The sequence below is a fragment of the Pleomorphomonas sp. NRK KF1 genome, assembly GCF_023721755.1.
GTDB lineage: Bacteria > Pseudomonadota > Alphaproteobacteria > Rhizobiales > Pleomorphomonadaceae > Pleomorphomonas.
Genome location: NZ_JAMDLH010000001.1, coordinates 150,625 through 167,605 on the forward strand (window position 1 = coordinate 150,625; position 16,981 = coordinate 167,605).

At 63.1% G+C, this 16,981-nt stretch carries 13 protein-coding genes; 6 read left to right on the forward strand and 7 right to left on the reverse strand.

Features of this window, described 5'->3' with window-relative positions; translation table 11 throughout:
- The first annotated feature begins 47 nt into the window (after positions 1–47).
- Positions 48–755 (forward strand): transcriptional regulator, encoded by a 708-nt coding sequence (locus M4J39_RS00705; RefSeq protein WP_251725679.1) that lies wholly within the window; start codon positions 48–50, stop codon positions 753–755.
- A 73-nt stretch (positions 756–828) separates the two neighbouring features.
- On the opposite strand, the gene gtfA is transcribed toward M4J39_RS00705, so the two are convergent.
- From gtfA to M4J39_RS00735, 6 genes are all read right to left on the reverse strand, one after another.
- Positions 829–2,292, reverse strand: a complete 1,464-nt coding sequence (gtfA, locus tag M4J39_RS00710) for a sucrose phosphorylase (protein ID WP_251725681.1) — start codon at positions 2,290–2,292, stop codon at positions 829–831.
- 172 nt (positions 2,293–2,464) lie between these two features.
- Entirely contained in the window at positions 2,465–3,562 is a 1,098-nt protein-coding gene (locus M4J39_RS00715; RefSeq protein ID WP_305884111.1) for an ABC transporter ATP-binding protein, read from the reverse strand.
- An 85-nt stretch (positions 3,563–3,647) separates the two neighbouring features.
- Positions 3,648–4,739: a carbohydrate ABC transporter permease gene (locus tag M4J39_RS00720; RefSeq protein WP_251725683.1), complete on the reverse strand. Its 1,092-nt coding sequence runs from the start codon at positions 4,737–4,739 to the stop codon at positions 3,648–3,650.
- Positions 4,739–5,857, reverse strand: coding sequence for a carbohydrate ABC transporter permease (locus M4J39_RS00725; RefSeq protein WP_251725686.1), 1,119 nt, complete (start codon positions 5,855–5,857; stop codon positions 4,739–4,741). Before M4J39_RS00725 ends, M4J39_RS00720 begins: the two co-directional genes overlap by 1 nt.
- A gap of 349 nt (positions 5,858–6,206) precedes the next feature.
- Positions 6,207–7,529, reverse strand: a complete 1,323-nt coding sequence (locus M4J39_RS00730; RefSeq protein WP_251725688.1) for an ABC transporter substrate-binding protein — start codon at positions 7,527–7,529, stop codon at positions 6,207–6,209.
- Between the two features lie 90 nt (positions 7,530–7,619).
- On the reverse strand, positions 7,620–8,645 hold the full coding sequence (locus M4J39_RS00735; RefSeq protein WP_251725689.1) for a LacI family DNA-binding transcriptional regulator: 1,026 nt from the start codon (positions 8,643–8,645) through the stop codon (positions 7,620–7,622).
- Between the two features lie 531 nt (positions 8,646–9,176).
- On the opposite strand from M4J39_RS00735, the gene M4J39_RS00740 reads away from it, so the two are divergent.
- The gene (locus M4J39_RS00740) at positions 9,177–10,154 is read left to right on the forward strand and encodes a hypothetical protein (protein WP_251725691.1); all 978 of its coding nucleotides are present in this window, start codon (positions 9,177–9,179) and stop codon (positions 10,152–10,154) included.
- A 10-nt stretch (positions 10,155–10,164) separates the two neighbouring features.
- On the opposite strand, the gene M4J39_RS00745 is transcribed toward M4J39_RS00740, so the two are convergent.
- Positions 10,165–11,364 carry an MFS transporter gene (locus tag M4J39_RS00745; RefSeq protein ID WP_371875388.1) on the reverse strand — a complete coding sequence of 400 codons (1,200 nt, stop codon included), beginning with the start codon at positions 11,362–11,364 and terminating at the stop codon, positions 10,165–10,167.
- A 110-nt stretch (positions 11,365–11,474) separates the two neighbouring features.
- On the opposite strand from M4J39_RS00745, the gene M4J39_RS00750 reads away from it, so the two are divergent.
- From M4J39_RS00750 to M4J39_RS00765, 4 genes are all read left to right on the forward strand, one after another.
- Positions 11,475–12,383, forward strand: coding sequence for a LysR family transcriptional regulator (locus M4J39_RS00750; protein ID WP_251725694.1), 909 nt, complete (start codon positions 11,475–11,477; stop codon positions 12,381–12,383).
- A 158-nt stretch (positions 12,384–12,541) separates the two neighbouring features.
- A complete protein-coding gene (locus M4J39_RS00755) occupies positions 12,542–14,146 on the forward strand; it encodes an ABC-F family ATP-binding cassette domain-containing protein (protein ID WP_251725696.1) in 1,605 nt (534 codons plus the stop codon).
- A 604-nt stretch (positions 14,147–14,750) separates the two neighbouring features.
- On the forward strand, positions 14,751–16,568 hold the full coding sequence (locus M4J39_RS00760; RefSeq protein WP_251725699.1) for a phosphoenolpyruvate carboxykinase (GTP): 1,818 nt from the start codon (positions 14,751–14,753) through the stop codon (positions 16,566–16,568).
- A 201-nt stretch (positions 16,569–16,769) separates the two neighbouring features.
- The gene (locus M4J39_RS00765; RefSeq protein WP_251725702.1) at positions 16,770–16,937 is read left to right on the forward strand and encodes a hypothetical protein; all 168 of its coding nucleotides are present in this window, start codon (positions 16,770–16,772) and stop codon (positions 16,935–16,937) included.
- Positions 16,938–16,981: the final 44 nt, after the last annotated feature.

Sequence of the window (16,981 nt, forward strand, 5' to 3'; positions counted from 1 at the left end):
CAAGTCAGGCAAGAAGGCCGGAGAAAGTCCGGAAGGGAGACGTGCCGATGCCGGGCGGTTGGATCCAGCGCTACATGAAACTGACGGAGTTTCTGGGGTCCGTGCTCGGACCGGATTATGAAGTGGTGCTGCATGATCTTGGCGACGCCGACAAGTCGATCATCGCCATCGCCAACGGCCACGTCAGCGGCCGCACCATCGGTGCGCCGCTGACCTCGGTGGCCTTGCAGTCGATCATCAATCACTCCTACGAGACGCAGGACTATCGCCTCAACTATGTCGGCGTCGCCGGCACCAAGCTGCTCAGATCGTCTACCTTTTTCGTGAAAGACGAGGAGGGACGTCTTGTCGGCATGCTCTGCATCAACTTCGACGACAGTCGCTATAGGGAACTGTCCGATCGCATCCTGAAGCTGCGCCATCCCGACATCTTCGTCGAGACGAACTTCGCCTACAATGAGGAAGCGGCGGCGGTACAGGCAACCCCGCCACCGGCCGAGAACAGCGAGAGCTTTCCCAACTCGCTGACCGAGCTTACCGACCATCTGCTCGATGAAGAGCTGCGCTCCCGTGAGGCCAATGGCGAGCGACTGAACCACCGCGACAAGCTGGCCCTTGTGGAGATTCTCAACGCCAAGGGCATCTTCATGATGAAGGGCGCCGTCAAGTACGTAGCCGACAAGCTCGGCTGCTCCCAGACGACGATTTACCGCTATCTCAACCGGATGAACGGTTCGAACGAGAGCGAAGCCTGAACGCAAACGGAGCGGGGTCCGCTTGTTGGACCGTCCGCTCCGCATATCCCTGATTTCAGCTGCCCGATGGGCGTTACCCGATTGCGAACTGACCGTCGTCGCCGGCCCCCTTGTGGGTGACGGTCGCGGTCATCGCCTTGAAGTCGACGTCCAACGTCGCCCGCTCGCTACCCTTGGTCCAGTTGAGAACCAGCCGATTGGCTGACGGCTGTTCTACAGCGAATTTGCCATCGAAGGCGGGGTGGCTGTTGCGGAAGCGGGCGAGATCGAAGAGCTTGCTCACCATCGGCTTGTCGAGCGAAGCGGTAACTTCCTCCGGCGTGTAGTAGTGGCGATTGATGTCGCGGCCGACCTTGGTGCGGTGGAGAAGCTCCATGTCGTTGGTGCCTCCGAGCAGGCCAACGTAGTAGACCTGCGGGATGCCGGGCGCGAAGAACTGAATGGCGCGGGCGATCAGATACTCGCCATCGCGCTTGCCGAGCGCGTCGTAGTAGGTGCAGTTGACCTGATAGAGATCGAGGTTGGACGCGGCGGCGCCCGTCGCCTGCCGACTTTCGCCACCGGAGCGGTCGTGCATGGTTTCCACCAGCGCGTCGAGGGCCGCCGGCGCCAGGAGACCCGGCCGGCCGTCGGTGGCCGCGCCGACGTCGATGACGCCGATGCCGTCGTGGGTGTCGAGCACGGTGATGGCGTTGCGCGGAGAGATCTTCAGCCATTCACAGAGCGGGCCGGCCTCGCCCGTGAACAGGGCATGCAGCACCAGGGGTGGCAGCGCGAAATCGTAGACGCGGTCGACCTTCCTGGCGATCTCGATCTGGTCGCGATAGTAGCTGTGGATCTCGACCAGCACCTCCATGCCGAGCGTCCTGGCCTTGTCCGCCAGTTCGCCGAGGAAGGCATAGGTCTCCGGGATCATGAACGAACTCGTTCCCGGCTTCTTGACGGCATAGCCAGCCGCGTCGAGTCGGATCGCCGTGACGCCGCCTTCCTTGAAGCGGGCGAGGATGGCATCGAGATAGGCGGCGCCATGCCGTGAGAAGACGTCGATGTCAATTTGCTTCGGCGTGAAAGTGGTCCAGATGAGGCGCTTCGAGCCGTCGCCGAAGGTCATCTTGTTGAACGGGAAGCCTGGGCGCGGCCGGTAGATGGCGATGAGGTCGTCCTCGGTGGCGCCATTGGGGAACACCTTGCCGAAGGTGAGGAACATGTCGGCGAATTCGGAGGCTTCGCCCTTGGCCAGGAAGTCCTTGAAGGCCGGCGCGTCGGCCGAGACGTGATTGACGATCATGTCGGCCATGATGTCGACGGACGCCGACAGCGCCTTGACGTCGTTCCAGTCACCGAGGCGCGGATCGACGAGGGTATGGTCGATCGGATCGAACCCGGCATCGGCGCCGTCGATCGGATCGAAGAAGGGCAGGGGGTGGACGCCGCCGATGACGCCCTTGAGGGGACCATCCACCAGCGTCTTGAGATCGGAAAAACCGCCGGCGGTCAGCCGGTCGACATAGGTGATGAGCTGGACTTGGTTCTTCACGGTCATGTCTCCCAGGGAGCCGTCCGGCCTTGTTGTGGATTGCCGGGGCGTCGACGTCCGGTCAAACCGGATCGGCTGACGGCGGGCGCCCCGGAGAAGAAACGAAAATCACTTCCGGGGCGTCCCGGAAGTGATGGAACGGGTGGGCCGTCGCCTGTGGCGACGGCAAGGATCACTCGGGAATGAAGCCGCGCGCGAAGGCGTTGCCCTGTGCGTTGAACAGGTGGCAGTCGGTCCCGGAGAAGAGGAACTGGCGCTGTTCGCCGGCCTTGACCGGAACGTCTCCGTCGAGCACGGCGATCAGCGAGGTCTCGTCGTCGCCGCGATGGGCCTGGACGATGGTCTGATGGCCGAGGCGTTCCACGAACGTGACGGTGACCGGCAACCCACCTTCAGTGCCGAGCTTGATGTGCTCGGGACGGATGCCGAGCGTCAGGTCCTCGCCGACGCTGGCGCCGGTGGAGTCCACGGCGACCTTGAGGGTCGGAACGCCGTCGCCGGCCACCGTGATGCCGTCGGCATCGACCGCGCTGGCCTTCACCTTCAGGAAGTTCATCTTCGGCGAGCCGATGAAGCCGGCGACGAACAGGTTCTGCGGCCGGTGATAGAGTTCGAGCGGTGCGCCCACCTGCCGGACGTTGCCGGCCTCCAGCACGACGATCTTGTCGGCCAGCGTCATGGCCTCGACCTGGTCGTGAGTGACGTAGATCATGGTCGAACCGAGATCCTCGTGCAGCTTGGCGATCTCGGCCCGGGTCGAGACGCGCAGGGCGGCGTCGAGGTTGGAGAGCGGCTCGTCGAACAGGAAGATCTTCGGTTCGCGAACGATGGCGCGGCCGATGGCGACGCGCTGGCGCTGACCGCCCGAGAGCTGGCCGGGCTTGCGGTCCAGAAGATGCTCGATGTGGAGGATCTTCGCGGCCTTGTCGACCTTCTCGGCGATCTCGGCCTTGGAGAAGCCGGCTATCTCCAGCGCGAAGGCCATGTTGGCGTAGACCGACTTGTGCGGATAGAGCGCGTAGGACTGGAACACCATGGCGATGCCACGGTCCTTGGGGGCGATGTCGTTGCACAGCTTGTCATCGATCAGGATCTCGCCGGAGGTGATCTCCTCGAGACCGGCGACCATGCGCAGCAACGTCGACTTGCCGCAGCCGGACGGACCGACGAAGACGACGAACTCTCCGTCGCCGATGTCCATGTCGACACCCTTGATGATCTCGACCCGCCCAAAGCTCTTGCGCACATTGCGCATCGTGAGGCTCGCCATAACCTACTCCCTTGTTTCCTGAGGCCCGGCGGGTTCCGCTTTCCCGGAACCGCACGCACGGGGTTGCTGTCCTGTGTTCAGCCGATCACTTCACCGAGCCGGCCGTCAGGCCGCGGACGAAGTAACGCTGGAGCGAGAAGAAGACGATCAGCGGCAAGAGCATCGATATGAAGCCGCCGGCGGTGAGCAGATGCCAGTCGGAACCGCGCGAGCCCACCATGTCGGCAAGCCGCATGGTCAGAACCTGCACGCCCGGCACGTTGCCGATGAAGATCAACGCCACCAGATAGTCGTTCCAGACCCAGAGGAACTGGAAGATGGCAAAGGAGGCGAGCGCCGGCGTCGACAGCGGCAACACCAGGCGCCAGAATATCTTGAAGTGCGACGCGCCATCGACGATCGCCGCCTCCATGATCTCGCGTGGAAGCGTCGAGATGTAGTTGTAGAGCAGGAACACCGCGAGCGGCAGACCGAAGCCGGTATGGGCCAGCCAGACCGACATGTAGGTGCCGTTGAGCTTCAGGTGAACGTAGTCGCTGAGCACCGGCACCAGCGCGATCTGCAAGGGCACCACGAGAAGCGCCACCATCAGCGCGAACACCAGCTTGCGGCCGGGGAAGCGCATCCAGGCGAAGCCATAGGCAGCGAAGGCGGCCATCAGGATGGGGATGACCACAGCGGGGAAGGTGACGGCCATCGAGTTGATGAAGGCGTCGGACATGTCCTCGCCCTTTCGGGCCGCCTCCTCGGCATTGCCCGAGATCGTCACGTCCTTGCCGGCCAGCACGTCATGATAGTTCTGCAGCGTGGTGGCCGGCAGGCCGCTCCACTTCTGCTCCTGAACCTGAATAGTGCCGGCGCGCTTGTTGCCAATCCAAATGACGCGCTTGCCGTCAGGGGACTCCACGCCCTGGCGCAACTCTTCGAAGGTGCCGGTAGCACCCTCGAAGGTCATGACGCCATTGCGGTCGATGGAGGGATCGGGCTTGAACTGCTCGGTCGTCACCCACACGCGATGTGGCAGGACGGTCCACCAGCCCGACGACATGATGTCGTCGCGCGGGCGGAAGGAGGAAACGAACAGGCCGAGCGTCGGGATCAGCCACAGAAGGCAGATGATCACCAGCGTGGTGTTGACGAAGACGCGGGGGAAGGGGTTGCCCTTTGACTTGGCCATCACAGGGTCTCCCTCTTGTTGAACTGGCGCAGGTTGTAGACCATCACGGGAATGACGGTCAGAAGCAGAACGATGGCGATGGCCGAGCCCAGACCGGCGTTCCGGTTGACGAAATACTGGTTGTAGAACTGGGTGGCGATCACGTCGGTGCCGAACTGGCCGCCGGTCATCACGAGAACCACGTCGAAGATCTTCAGCGTGAAGATGATGACGGTGGCCGACACCGTGACGATGGTGCCCATGATCGACGGGATGATGATCGAGAAGAAGATCTTGAACTCGCCGGCGCCGTCGACGCGGGCCGCTTCGATGATGTCGGTCGGCACCGCCTTGATGGCGGCCGAGAACAGCACCATGGCGTAGCCGGTCTGCATCCAGACGACGATGACGATCAGGAACAGGTTGTTCCAGGGCTGCAGCATGGCGACCCAGGCCTGCGGTTCGCCGCCGAGGGCGACGACTATGGCATTGAGCAGACCGATCTGAACGTCGCTGGGATCGCGAACGGCGTAGATGAACTTCCAGATGACGCCGGCGCCGACGAGCGAAATGGCCATCGGCATGAAGATGATGGCCTTGGCAAGGTTTTCGAACTTGCTGCGGTCGGCGAGCGCGGCGACGAGCAGGCCGAAGATGATGGTGAAGCTGGCGCCGAACACGATCCACAGCACGTTGTTGCGAAACGTGACCAGCATGAACGGTTCGGTGAACACCGTGATGTAGTTGGCGAGGCCAACAAAACTGGAGCCGTCACGATCGAACAGACTGGCGATGAAGGTGCGGACGGCCGGCAGGGCCAGGAAGTAGACGACGAAGGCGATGGCGGGCAGGACAAACACGACCGGCGTCAGGCGACGCTGCCATTTGGACGGCGTAAACTCCACCAGCTGATTGGCGATCAGGTAGAGGATCGCCATGCCGCCGCCGCCCCAGATCATGGCGAACAGGGCGGTGACCAGCTTTGGCGCCTGGCTGTCGCGCAGCACGAAGAAGCCCTCGAACAGCACGAGCGCCGCGACAATGCCGCTCAAAAGGGTGAAGATCGCGCGATTTCGCCGTCTACGGGCGCGCGCTAGTTCCGCGGAGTGCTCGTCCGCGTCGGGATTGAGAAGCGTCATGTCTGTCCCCCGGAGCGCGACCCCGTGACGGCCGGCTCTTTCATATGCACAGCGGCGTTTGAAAAAACCGGGTGCTTCGACCGAGCCTTCCCGACCCGGTGTCGACCCGATTGGCGGATCCTCATCAAGCAGTCGGCTTCAAGCCGGTGCCGTTCGGGCAGGAAGCGGTGCTTCGTCCCGGTGGATCCGCGTGAAAGGTCGGTCTGGAGGAAGACGCTTTCTGCAAGCATCACCATGTTCCGGTCCGCCTTTTCTGTTTGCGGCCCCCACCGGTTGAAGGTGGGGGCACGCTTGTCGTAAGTCTTAACCGAAAGTCAACCTCGTTGAACAGTCGGATTAAGTCGAGGCCTTACTTCGGCCAAGAGGCGTCGATGTCCTTGAGGGCCGTGTCGAGATCGGCGGTACCGGACACCCAGGCGGTCATCTGCTTCCAGAACGAACCGGCGCCGACTTCACCCGGCATCAGGTCCGAACCGTCGAAGCGGACGGCGGTCGCGCCGGCCAGAATGGCGGCGACGCCCTTGTCGACTTCGTTCTCGTACCAGGCGAGATCGGCGTCCTTCTGCGGAGCGATGGCGCCGCCGACGGCGAGCCAGGCCTTCAGATGCTCGGCCTTGGCGAAGTACTGCATGACGGCCCTGACTTCCGGACGGTCGTTGAAGGCGCCCCAGATGTCGCCGCCGACGAGAACCGGCTTGCCATAGGCTTCATCGATACCCGGCAGATAGAAGAACGAGTAGTCGACACCGGCCTTGGCCTTCTCCGGGAAGAAGGCGGTGATGAAGTTGCCCTGCTTGTGCAGCCAGCACTTCGGCGGGTCGGTGAACATGTTCACCGGCGAGTCACCGAAGCTGGTCGACACGATGCCCTTGCGGCCACCGTAGACGTACTTCTCGTCGAGCCAGATCTTGCCGAGGGTTTCGGCGGCGTGCTTCACCTCGGGCGAGGCGAACGGCAGCTTGCCCTCGGTCCACTTGTCGTAGTTCTCGAGCGAGGTCGTGCGGAGCATGAACTCCTCGAGCCAGTCGGTCGCCGGCCAGCCCGTGGCCGCACCGGACTCGATGCCGACGCACCAGGGCGTGTCGCCATCGGCCACGATCTGGTCCTGAAGGGCCTGAAGCTCCGCCCACGTCGTCGGCACCTTGTAGCCGGCGTCGTCGAAGGCCTTCTTCGGATACCAAACCAGGCTCTTGACGTTCACGCGCTCCCACACGCCGTAAAGACCGGGCTTGCCGTCCTTGCCTTCCTTGGTCGCCATGTCCACCCAGCTCGGGATGTACTGCTGCAGGTAGTAGTCCTTGTTGTTGGACAGATCGACCAGCTTGCCGGCCTTGGCGAAGTTGGCGAGCAGACCGGGCTGCGGGAAGTCGGCGATGTCGGGCGGATTGCCGGCGTCGGAACGCGTGGCGATCGTCGCTTCGAACTGCTTCGAACCTTCGTACTGAATGTCGATGCCGGTGGCTTCCTCGAACGCCTTGATGGTGTCGTTGAAGCGGACCTCGTCACCGGCGGTGAAGGGGCCGAAGGCGGTGACCTTGGTGCCCTTGAACTTGCCGGCGAAGGCGTCGGCCAGTTCCGACGGGGCATTGTCCGCCGCGGCGGCGGCCGTGACGGCGGCGAAAGCGGCGAAAGCCGACGCCATCAGGCAGGCATTAAGCGATTTCAGTTTCATACAAACCTCCCAAATCGGGTCTTCCTAAAGAACGATCGCGCAACTCGCGCAATCTTGACGCCTCCCCCTCGACGGAAAGCGGCGGCGTCATCAGCGTGGCGGAGCAGTCGTCCGACGCACGATGAGCTCGACGGGCAGCGTATCGCAGGACGGCCCCTTCTCCGGCTCCTCAATTCGCCTGAGAAGGGCCTCGACGCTGCGACGCCCGGATTCGAAAAGAAGCTGGCGAACGGTCGTCAGCCCCAGATAGTCAGACATTTCAATATCGTCGTAGCCGACCACCGACAGGTCGCCGGGAACATCGAGCCCCAGGTCGCGCGCCGCTTCCAGTACGCCCAGCGCCTGGGTGTCGTTGGAGGCGAAGATCGCCGTCGGCGGTTCGCTGAGGCTAAGCATCCGGGTGGCGAGATCCCTCGCCACTTCACGCCCGAAGCGGCCATCGAGATGATACTCGGGCCGGATTCCAATCGACGCCTCGATCAGTGCGCGCCGGTAGCCTTCGAAACGGTCTTCGCCGGCGGTGAAGTTGAAGCCGGGCTGGGGGATGTCGCCGATATACCCGATCCGACGATGTCCGAGATCGATAAGGTGGCGAGTGGCCTTCCGTCCACCGGCCACGTCGTTGATAACGATACGATCGAACGGCTCGCAAATCGGATTGCCGACATCGACGAAGACAACCGGAACGGTCGAGCGCTGGAAGCGTGCGACGTCCGGAGGCGTCGGCGGCAGGGAGATGACGATGACCCCATCTACCCGGCGTGGATCCGGGACGGTCCGGAAATAGCGATCCCGCTTCTCGACCGCGTCGACATTGTAGATGACGACGTCGTAGCCGTTTGCCGAAGTCGTTTCCTCGATGCCGTGGAGACGTTCGACGAAAACCGAGCGCGTAAAGAAAGGAGCGATGACCGCGATGCTTTGCGTCTTGCCCATCGAGAGGCCACGCGCCGCCAGATTAGGAACATAATCAAGATCGCGGACCGCACCCATGACTTTGGCGCGCGTCGTTTCGGAGACGCGCGGATGGTCGTTCAGCACCCGCGAGACGGTGCCGAGGCCAACCCCAGCTCTCTCTGCTATGTCCTTGATCGTCGGGCGCATGTGAGCAAACATGTTGTGGAAGCGTTTCCATGGAGTATCACAGGAGAGTGCGTTGAGCAATAGACGCAACGTCGACTTATGTCCAAGGGGTCGTTTCGGAAGGCTGGCGGTCTCCTGTCCTGGGTTCGTTGAAAACGCGGCATTCTTTGATGACGCCAACGAAAACGATACGACTAAAGGTCTAGGCCCATTCCGGGGTCAGATGCAAGCTCACCTTGGGTTTGTACTTAGGGAAAGTGGAATTTTCCCGCCGAGTTGCCCCGATTTAAAGCGCTTTCAGCTCAAGACAAAGGGTGTCTTGTCCGCGTTTTCGCTAGCGCACCGAACCCGATTTGCGCACCAGCGGTTTTTTGTGAATTTGAAACGTTGGCAGAAATGGCTCTAGGAGAGGCGACCACATCGCCTTCGTCGGGAGAGGCGGCGAAAGTGGCGCTTCAAACGCGATGCCGCCTGGTGGTAGAGTTTGATGAGCCTGACAATCGGAAGCCGATGGATGGAGATCAACCCTGAGGTGCCGCTGGCTTCGTTGATGGTGGCACCGGGATGGGCTTCATCGATGCCTGCGTGCGGGCAGTGAAGGGGGGCAGGGTGTTCGGACCTTTCAGAAGACGTTCGCCGCAGCGCCCGGCATGGAGCCGGATCGGCGCCGATGCCGATGATCTTCGGGAGTACGATGCCTTCGGGCCCTGGCTTTTGCAGATCGGGTCGGAGGCCGAGATGCCCCCGCGATTCCGATCGACCTACGGCGGGCTGAAGCATGCCGATCACCTGATCAAGATCCCTCGCTCGATCGACCGGCGCGACGCATTTCCCGGGGCCGACCTTTACGACGCTGTCTTTGCACTGGATGTCGACGGCTTCACGCTGCTGACGGCCACTGACGGCGCCGATGGCTTCGCCCGACGATATCTGGCCTGGGACGAAGTGGCCGCCGTACGTCTGGTGAGTAATCTTCTCCGTGCCGAGTTCGAACTGTTGCTGAAAGAGGGCGATGCACTGACGGTGCCCTACAACTCCGTCTCCGCCGATCTCATGGCTCGCGTTGTCGGCTTTGTCCGACAGCAACTCATGGAGCCGGACGACTTTGGTCCGGCTTTCGCCAACGAGGCCGAGGAGTTCGAGGATTTCTTCTTCAACGCGATGCTGGCCGAGGAGCGCCACGGCGGCCAGTTCATGCTGCCGATCCATTTCGAGCCGCCCGGAAAAACCTGCCGCAACGCTCAGAACCGCCGACGCGTCACGACCGGCCTGTTGATCCTGCTGTCGGGAAGCGAGCTCGTGATCGTCGATCGCGAGGTGCCGATGCGGCGGAGATTTTTCGCCCATTACGCCTATCGCAAGACTTATGTTGGTCTGGCGTCGGTGCGCGGATTCCGCGTGCAAGCACCGCCGGACAACGCACTAGGTCACTTCATGATTCTGGAACTGATCTTGGAGCAGCAGCGCCTTGGCATTCCTTGTTTCAAGGAGCCCCAGCGTGTCATCGACCTTCTGCGTCGACGCGGCGTTGCCAGACTGTGAAGCCTTCATCTCATCCGGCGGTTCGCCGGAGGAGACTGCCGACCTGCAGCAGCGTTGCGAGGAGCCCGAAGGCCGCGCCGAGCGCTGCCACCGCGGGCCATCCACCATGTGGCCAGGCCGCACCGGCCAGTGCCGAGCCCGCTGCGCCTCCCAGGAACATCAGCCCCATGAACAGCGTGTTGATGCGGGCTCGCGCTTCCGGTCGGAGTGCGTAGATGATGTGCTGGTTGGAGATCAGGGCGCTTTGCACCGCGAAGTCGAGGACAATGACGCCGACGACAAGGCCGATGATCGACGACCAGAGAGCGAAGACGGTCCATGACAGGAGCGTCAACGCCGCGCCGAGAGCGATGACCCCATGCGGACCGCGCTGGTCGGCAATCCGGCCCGCCAACGGGGCTGCGAGAATGCCGACGAGCCCGACGACGCCGAAGAGGCCAGCCACATCGGCGCCGAGGCCGAAGCGCGGATCTTCGAGGCGAAGCGCCAGGGCCGTCCAGAAGGCCGAAAAGGCCGCGAACAGAAGCGCCTGCGTGGCGGCAGCCAGACGCAACTCGGCAAACTCGCGGAACAGGTGGATGAGAGAGACCATCAGGCGGCCGTAGCCGAGGCCGTTGCCGGGGTGGCTTCTTGGCAGGCGCAGTCCCATCCAGAGGGCGGCGCCAGATGCGACGGGAACGCCGAGCCAGAACATGGATCGCCATCCGGCATGCTCGCCGACGAAGCCGGCCACGGTGCGGCTCAGCAGGATGCCGGCGAACAAGCCTGCCATCACCGTTCCGACCGTCGCCCCTCGTCGCTCCGGCGGGGCCAGATGGGCGGCCAGCGGCACCACCTGCTGGGCAACCGTGGCGGCGAGGCCGACGGCGAAGGAAGCGGTGAGCACCGTCGCGGCGCCCGGGGCCATCGCCGTGGCCGCGAGCGAGATCGCCAGCATGACGAACTGCGCAACGATCAGCGCCCGCCGCTCCAGGATGTCGCCGAGCGGCACCATCAGGAACAGGCCTGCCGCGTATCCAAGCTGGGTGGCGGTCGGAATGTAGGCGGTGAGCGGACTGCCGAGGTCGCTCTGCATCACGCCCAGCAGCGGCTGATTGTAGTAGATGTTGGCAACGGCAAGGCCGGCGGCGGCGGCCATCGCCAATGTGAGTCCGCGGGACAGGACGGGAAGGTTGCCCTCGGAGGCTGGCGTGGTCACGGCGGGCTCCATGCCGCTGGGCGGCTCGTTGGAATGGTCGATCATGAGGGCATAGTACAAATCATAACGAGTTGGCGTATAGTGCGGCCAAGAGATAGGGCCGTATAACGGATATCGTTAGAATGAACATTGATTGCGTTGCCGTTTTCGTCGAGGCTACGCGAACCGGCAGTCTGGCCGCCGCCGCGCGTGAACTCGGCTTGGTGCCCATGGCAGCCTCACGCCGGCTCGCCGCCCTGGAGGCCGAACTCGGTGTTCGATTGGTTCATCGGACGACGCGGGCGCTGGCGCTGACCGCCGAGGGCGAAGCCTTTCTGCCATATGCGGAGGCGATGATCGAGGATGCCGCCAACGCGCGCGCTGCCCTCCGACCGTCGGCATCGGGCGTTGCAGGTCTGCTGCGCCTCACAGCCTCCGAGCCCTTCGGCCGCAAGGTGATTGGTGAGATGCTGCCGGCGTTTCTCGCTGCCAACCCCGATCTTCGCGTCGACCTGCTGCTCACCGACGATCTCGTCGACATCGTGGCCGCCGGCATGGACGTCGCCATCCGTATCGCGCCTTTGCGTGACAGCTCGCTGGTGGCGCGCCGCCTTGCCGACAGCCCGCGCCGCCTGTACGCTTCTCCCGAGTACCTGGCGTTCGCCGGCATGCCGCGTCGGCTTGCCGATCTTGAAAAGCATCAGTGCCTGGTCCTTTCCGGTGCGACCCATTGGGCATTCGCCGTCGGCGACCGAACGCGACGCCTGCGCGTCGCGGGCCGCTATTCCAGCAATTCAATCGAAGCTCTTCACGAGGCTTGCCAGCGGGGAGTGGGCATTACGCTGCTCGCAGAATGGAACGCTGCCGACGATGTCGCCGCCGGTCGTCTGGTCGCATTGCCGCTCGAGGACGGCGAACCGGAAGGGCTCGCTATCTGGGCTGTTTACCCGACAGCGCGATTGGTGCCGCCAAAGGCGCGATTGTTCGTCGAGGCGCTAAAATCGCACCTCGAACAGAAGAAGGGCGCTTCGACATTGGTTGACGAAGGGTAAAAAACGGCGGATTTTTCCGAACCATCCCCTTGCTTGCCGTGATCTAGCGGCCTATACCCCGCCGCTCGGGCAGCAACCGCCCGTATCAAATGGAATGACTGCAATGAACGACAGCCTGATCGCAGATCTCGTTTTCCCTGCCATCAGGACTCTCATTCATGCCCGTTTCCATCACGCTTTCCGGTCTCAGCTATTCTACGCCTGACGGCCGTCTTCTATTCGACAACCTCAGCATCGCCTTCAACGCCGAGCGCACCGGTCTCGTCGGGCGCAACGGCGTGGGAAAGTCGACGCTTCTTCGCTTGATCTCCGGCGAACTGGCGCCTCGCTCGGGCACCATCGCCGTCGGCGGGCGCCTCGCCGTGTTGCGGCAGATCGTGGCGCCGCCTGCGGACATGACCGTCGCCGACCTGTTTGGTGTCGCAGACGATTTGATGCTGCTTGAGCGCGCCGAGGCGGGCGAGGCAAGCCTCACCGAACTGGCCGAAGCCGACTGGACCCTTCCGACGCGCCTCGAGGCCGCGCTCTCCCGGCTCGGTCTCGCTGTCCGACCGGCGACGTTCCTTACGGCATTGTCTGGTGGTGAGGCGACGCGAGCCGCCTTGGCAGCACTCACTTTCGGCGAGCCGGACATGCTGCTGCTCGACGAACCCACCAACAATCTCGATCGCGACGGGCGCCGGGCGGTGATCGATCTTCTCGCCGGCTGGAGAGGCGGCGCGGTGGTGATCAGCCACGACCGGGAACTGCTGGAGACCATGGATGCCATTGTCGAGCTGACGTCGCTCGGCGCCGGGCGATATGGTGGCGGCTGGAGCGCCTACCGGGCGCGCAAGGCCATCGAACTTGCCGCGGCGCGGCACGATCTCGACGATGCCGAGCGGCGGCTCGTCGGCGAGAAACAGTCGGTCCAGATTCAGGCCGAAAAGCAGGCGCGACGGGCCGGGGTGGGGGTGCGCAAGGCCAAGAAAGGTGACATGCCCAAGATCGTGGCCGGTGGCCTCGCGCGGAAAGCGGAAGAGACGCGCGCCGCCGACGCCCGGCTTGGCGAGCGCCGCATGGCCGCCGCCGCTTCGGCCGTGGAGGAGGCCCGTGGCAAGCTTGAGGTTCTCGCTCCTTTCTCGGTCAGTTTGCCGCCATCCGGTCTCGTTGACGATCGCCTCGTTCTGCGGCTGGATGCGGTCTCGGTCGGCTACGGCGACAAGGCGCTCGTCCGCGACCTGTCGCTGGAAGTCCGGGGACCGGAACGTGTTGCGATCACCGGACCGAACGGATCGGGTAAGTCCACGCTTCTGAGGGCGATCATCGGCGACCGTCCGCCGCTGTCGGGACGGGCGGACAGGCGCGTCGACTTCGCCTTTCTCGATCAGCGGGTCTCGCTTCTCGACGAGGGCGAGACGATCCGCGATGCCTATCGCCGTCTCGACCCTGGAGCCAGCGAGGAAGCCTGCCGGGCGAGTCTTGCCAGGTTCAAGTTCCGGGCCGATGCCGCGCTCAGGACGGTTGGAAGCCTGTCGGGAGGCGAGCGTCTCAGGGCCGGGCTGGCCTGCGTGCTCGGCCGCGCCAAGCCACCCCAACTCCTTATTCTGGACGAACCCACCAACCATCTCGATGTCGAGTCGATCGAGACCGTGGAAGCCGGGCTTCGGGCCTATGATGGAGCACTTCTGGTTGTGAGCCACGACGAGGCCTTTCTCAATGCCATCTCCATCGGCCGGCGCATCGAACTCGCCTCGGCAGAGGGTGGGACTCGGATGGCTTAACCTCCACCGAACTTGCTCGGTATGGGAATCATAATCGATTGAAAGCCGTCGATCCGGGCGTTTTTGGATTGGAGTCGCGACTCTGGTGCCTTCCATGGAGCGCTATTTCGAACTTCATAGTACAAACTACGTATTTAATACGTAGTGGCACGTAGAACTTTGGGCGAAACCGGTAACCGGATCGTTTGATGCAGGAAAAAGCCCGGAAATTAGCCGAAATGCTCAGTTGACTGGACCGATTTGAGTGAAATGTTCATATTTTGTTCTATTATTTTGCGTCTGGTATCTATCGCCTCGTACGGTCTTACAACGATTGATCCCTCATACTTCAGTCGGTATTGTCTTTTTCAGGAACGCTAATCCGGGCCGCTCGGTTATGGGTGCCGGGCGTTGGAGAGACTGGTAGGAGAGTTGATCGTCATGGGGTTGTCTGATGGGGCCGAGAGGTTCCCGATGCTACTCTTTTGTGGTGTAGCCGCCACGGCGGACGTCTCTTTCTTCAGGCTGCGAACCTTACCCACCCCTATCGGCGCATCGTCTCATAAGTCCTCTCTACGCAAATGAGACCGGAACGGGCGGCGATATGTCCATCGGAGAAAAGCTGATGTCACAAGCTCCTACCAAGAATGCCAAGCTTATCGCCTGGGTTGAAGAAGTCGCCAAGCTGACGACCCCGGACCGCGTCTATTGGTGCGATGGTTCGCAGGAAGAATATGATCGTCTCTGCCAGGAGCTGGTCGACGGCGGCACCTTCACGCGCCTGAACCCCGCCAAGCGCCCCAACAGCTTCCTCGCCCGTTCCAATCCGTCGGACGTCGCTCGCGTCGAGGACCGTACCTACATCTGCTCCAAGACCAAGGAAGAAGCTGGTCCGACCAACAACTGGGCCGATCCGGCCGAGATGCGCGCCACCATGAACGGCCTGTTCAAGGGCTGCATGAAGGGCCGTACCATGTACGTGATCCCCTTCTCCATGGGGCCGCTCGGTTCGAAGATTGCCCAGATCGGCGTCGAACTGACCGACAGCGCCTATGTCGCCGTCCACATGCGCATCATGACCCGCATGGGCCAGAAGGTGCTGGACGTGCTGGGTAACGACGAGTTCGTGCCGTGCATCCACTCGGTCGGCGCTCCGCTCGAGCCCGGCCAGAAGGACGTCGCCTGGCCCTGCAACGACACCAAGTACATCGTCCACTTCCCTGAAACCCGCGAGATCATGTCCTTCGGTTCGGGCTACGGCGGCAACGCCCTGCTCGGCAAGAAGTGTCTGGCCCTGCGCATCGCTTCGGTCATGGCCCGCGATGAGGGCTGGCTGGCCGAGCATATGCTCATCCTCGGCGTCAAGAACCCCAAGGGCGAGAAGTCCTACGTCGCTGCTGCCTTCCCGTCGGCCTGCGGCAAGACCAACTTCGCCATGCTGATCCCGCCGAAGGCCTACAAGGGCTGGGAAGTCACCACCATCGGTGACGACATCGCTTGGATCAAGCCGGACGCCAACGGCGAACTGCGCGCCATCAACCCCGAGAACGGCCTGTTCGGCGTTGCCCCCGGCACCAACGAAGTGTCGAACCCGAACGCGCTTGCCACCCTCAAGGCCAACTGCATCTTCACCAACGTCGCCCTGACCGACGACGGTGACGTGTGGTGGGAAGGCCTCGACGGCGAGACCCCGAAGCACCTGATCGACTGGACCGGCAAGGACTGGACCCCGGATTGCGGCCGTCCCGCCGCCCATGCGAACAGCCGCTTCACCGCTCCGGCCAGCCAGGTTCCGTCGATCGACGCCGCCTGGGAAGATCCTGCTGGTGTTCCGATCTCCGCCTTCATCGTCGGTGGTCGCGTCTCCAAGGCCTTCCCGCTGGTCATGCAGTCCTTCTCGTGGAGCCACGGCGTCTATCTCGCCGCCACCATGGGTTCGGAAGCGACCGCCGCCGCCGTCGGTCAGGCCGCCATGCGCCGCGACCCGTTCGCCATGCTGCCGTTCTGCGGCTACAACATGGCCGACTATTGGGCGCACTGGCTGAACCTCGGCCGCAAGCTGCCGGCTGCCCCGGGCATCTTCCGCGTCAACTGGTTCCGCAAGGACGAGAACGGCAAGTTCATGTGGCCGGGCTACGGCGAGAACATGCGCGCCCTCGAGTGGATCGTCGGACGCGTCAAGGGCACGGCTGCCGCTGTCGAGAGCCCCTATGGTCTCGTTCCGCGCTACTCGGACCTGAACATGGAAGGCGTCGATTTCCCGAAGGCCAAGTACGACGAGATCGTCAAGGTCGAGAAGGAAAAGGGTCTGGCCGAGGCCGAGGACCAGGTATCGCACTTCGCCAAGTTCGGCGATCGCCTGCCCAAGGAAATGGAGCTGGAGCGCCAGCTGCTGGTCGCCCGCCTCGAGCGTTCGCCGGCCGTTTGGTCCCTCAAGGACTGATCTATCCGGTAAGCCCTAGGCTTTGCTGACGACATGAAGGACGGCCCTCGGCAACGGGGGCCGTTCTGCTTTATGGCCTACGTCGCAATCCCGATGTCATCGCCTGCTGACGCTTGCTGTCATCGCCGGGCGCACAGATAAGGCAAGCAAACGGAGGCAGATGTGAGTATTCTTAACCGCGCGTGGCATGAGGCAAACCCCATGCCGAAGAATCCGACGCCTGAGCAGCGCATGGCCTGGCATGCCGGCCACGCGGCGAACTGTCCCTGTCGCGCCATGCCGGCCGGAGTGATCCGCCTGTTCGTCGATCGCGGTTTGCCGGTTCCCGATCAATTGGCGCTTCACAAGACGGCCGACCGGAAGGGGTGAACCGCGCGGCTTCCGAGATCCTGCTCATGTGGATCTCTGATCGA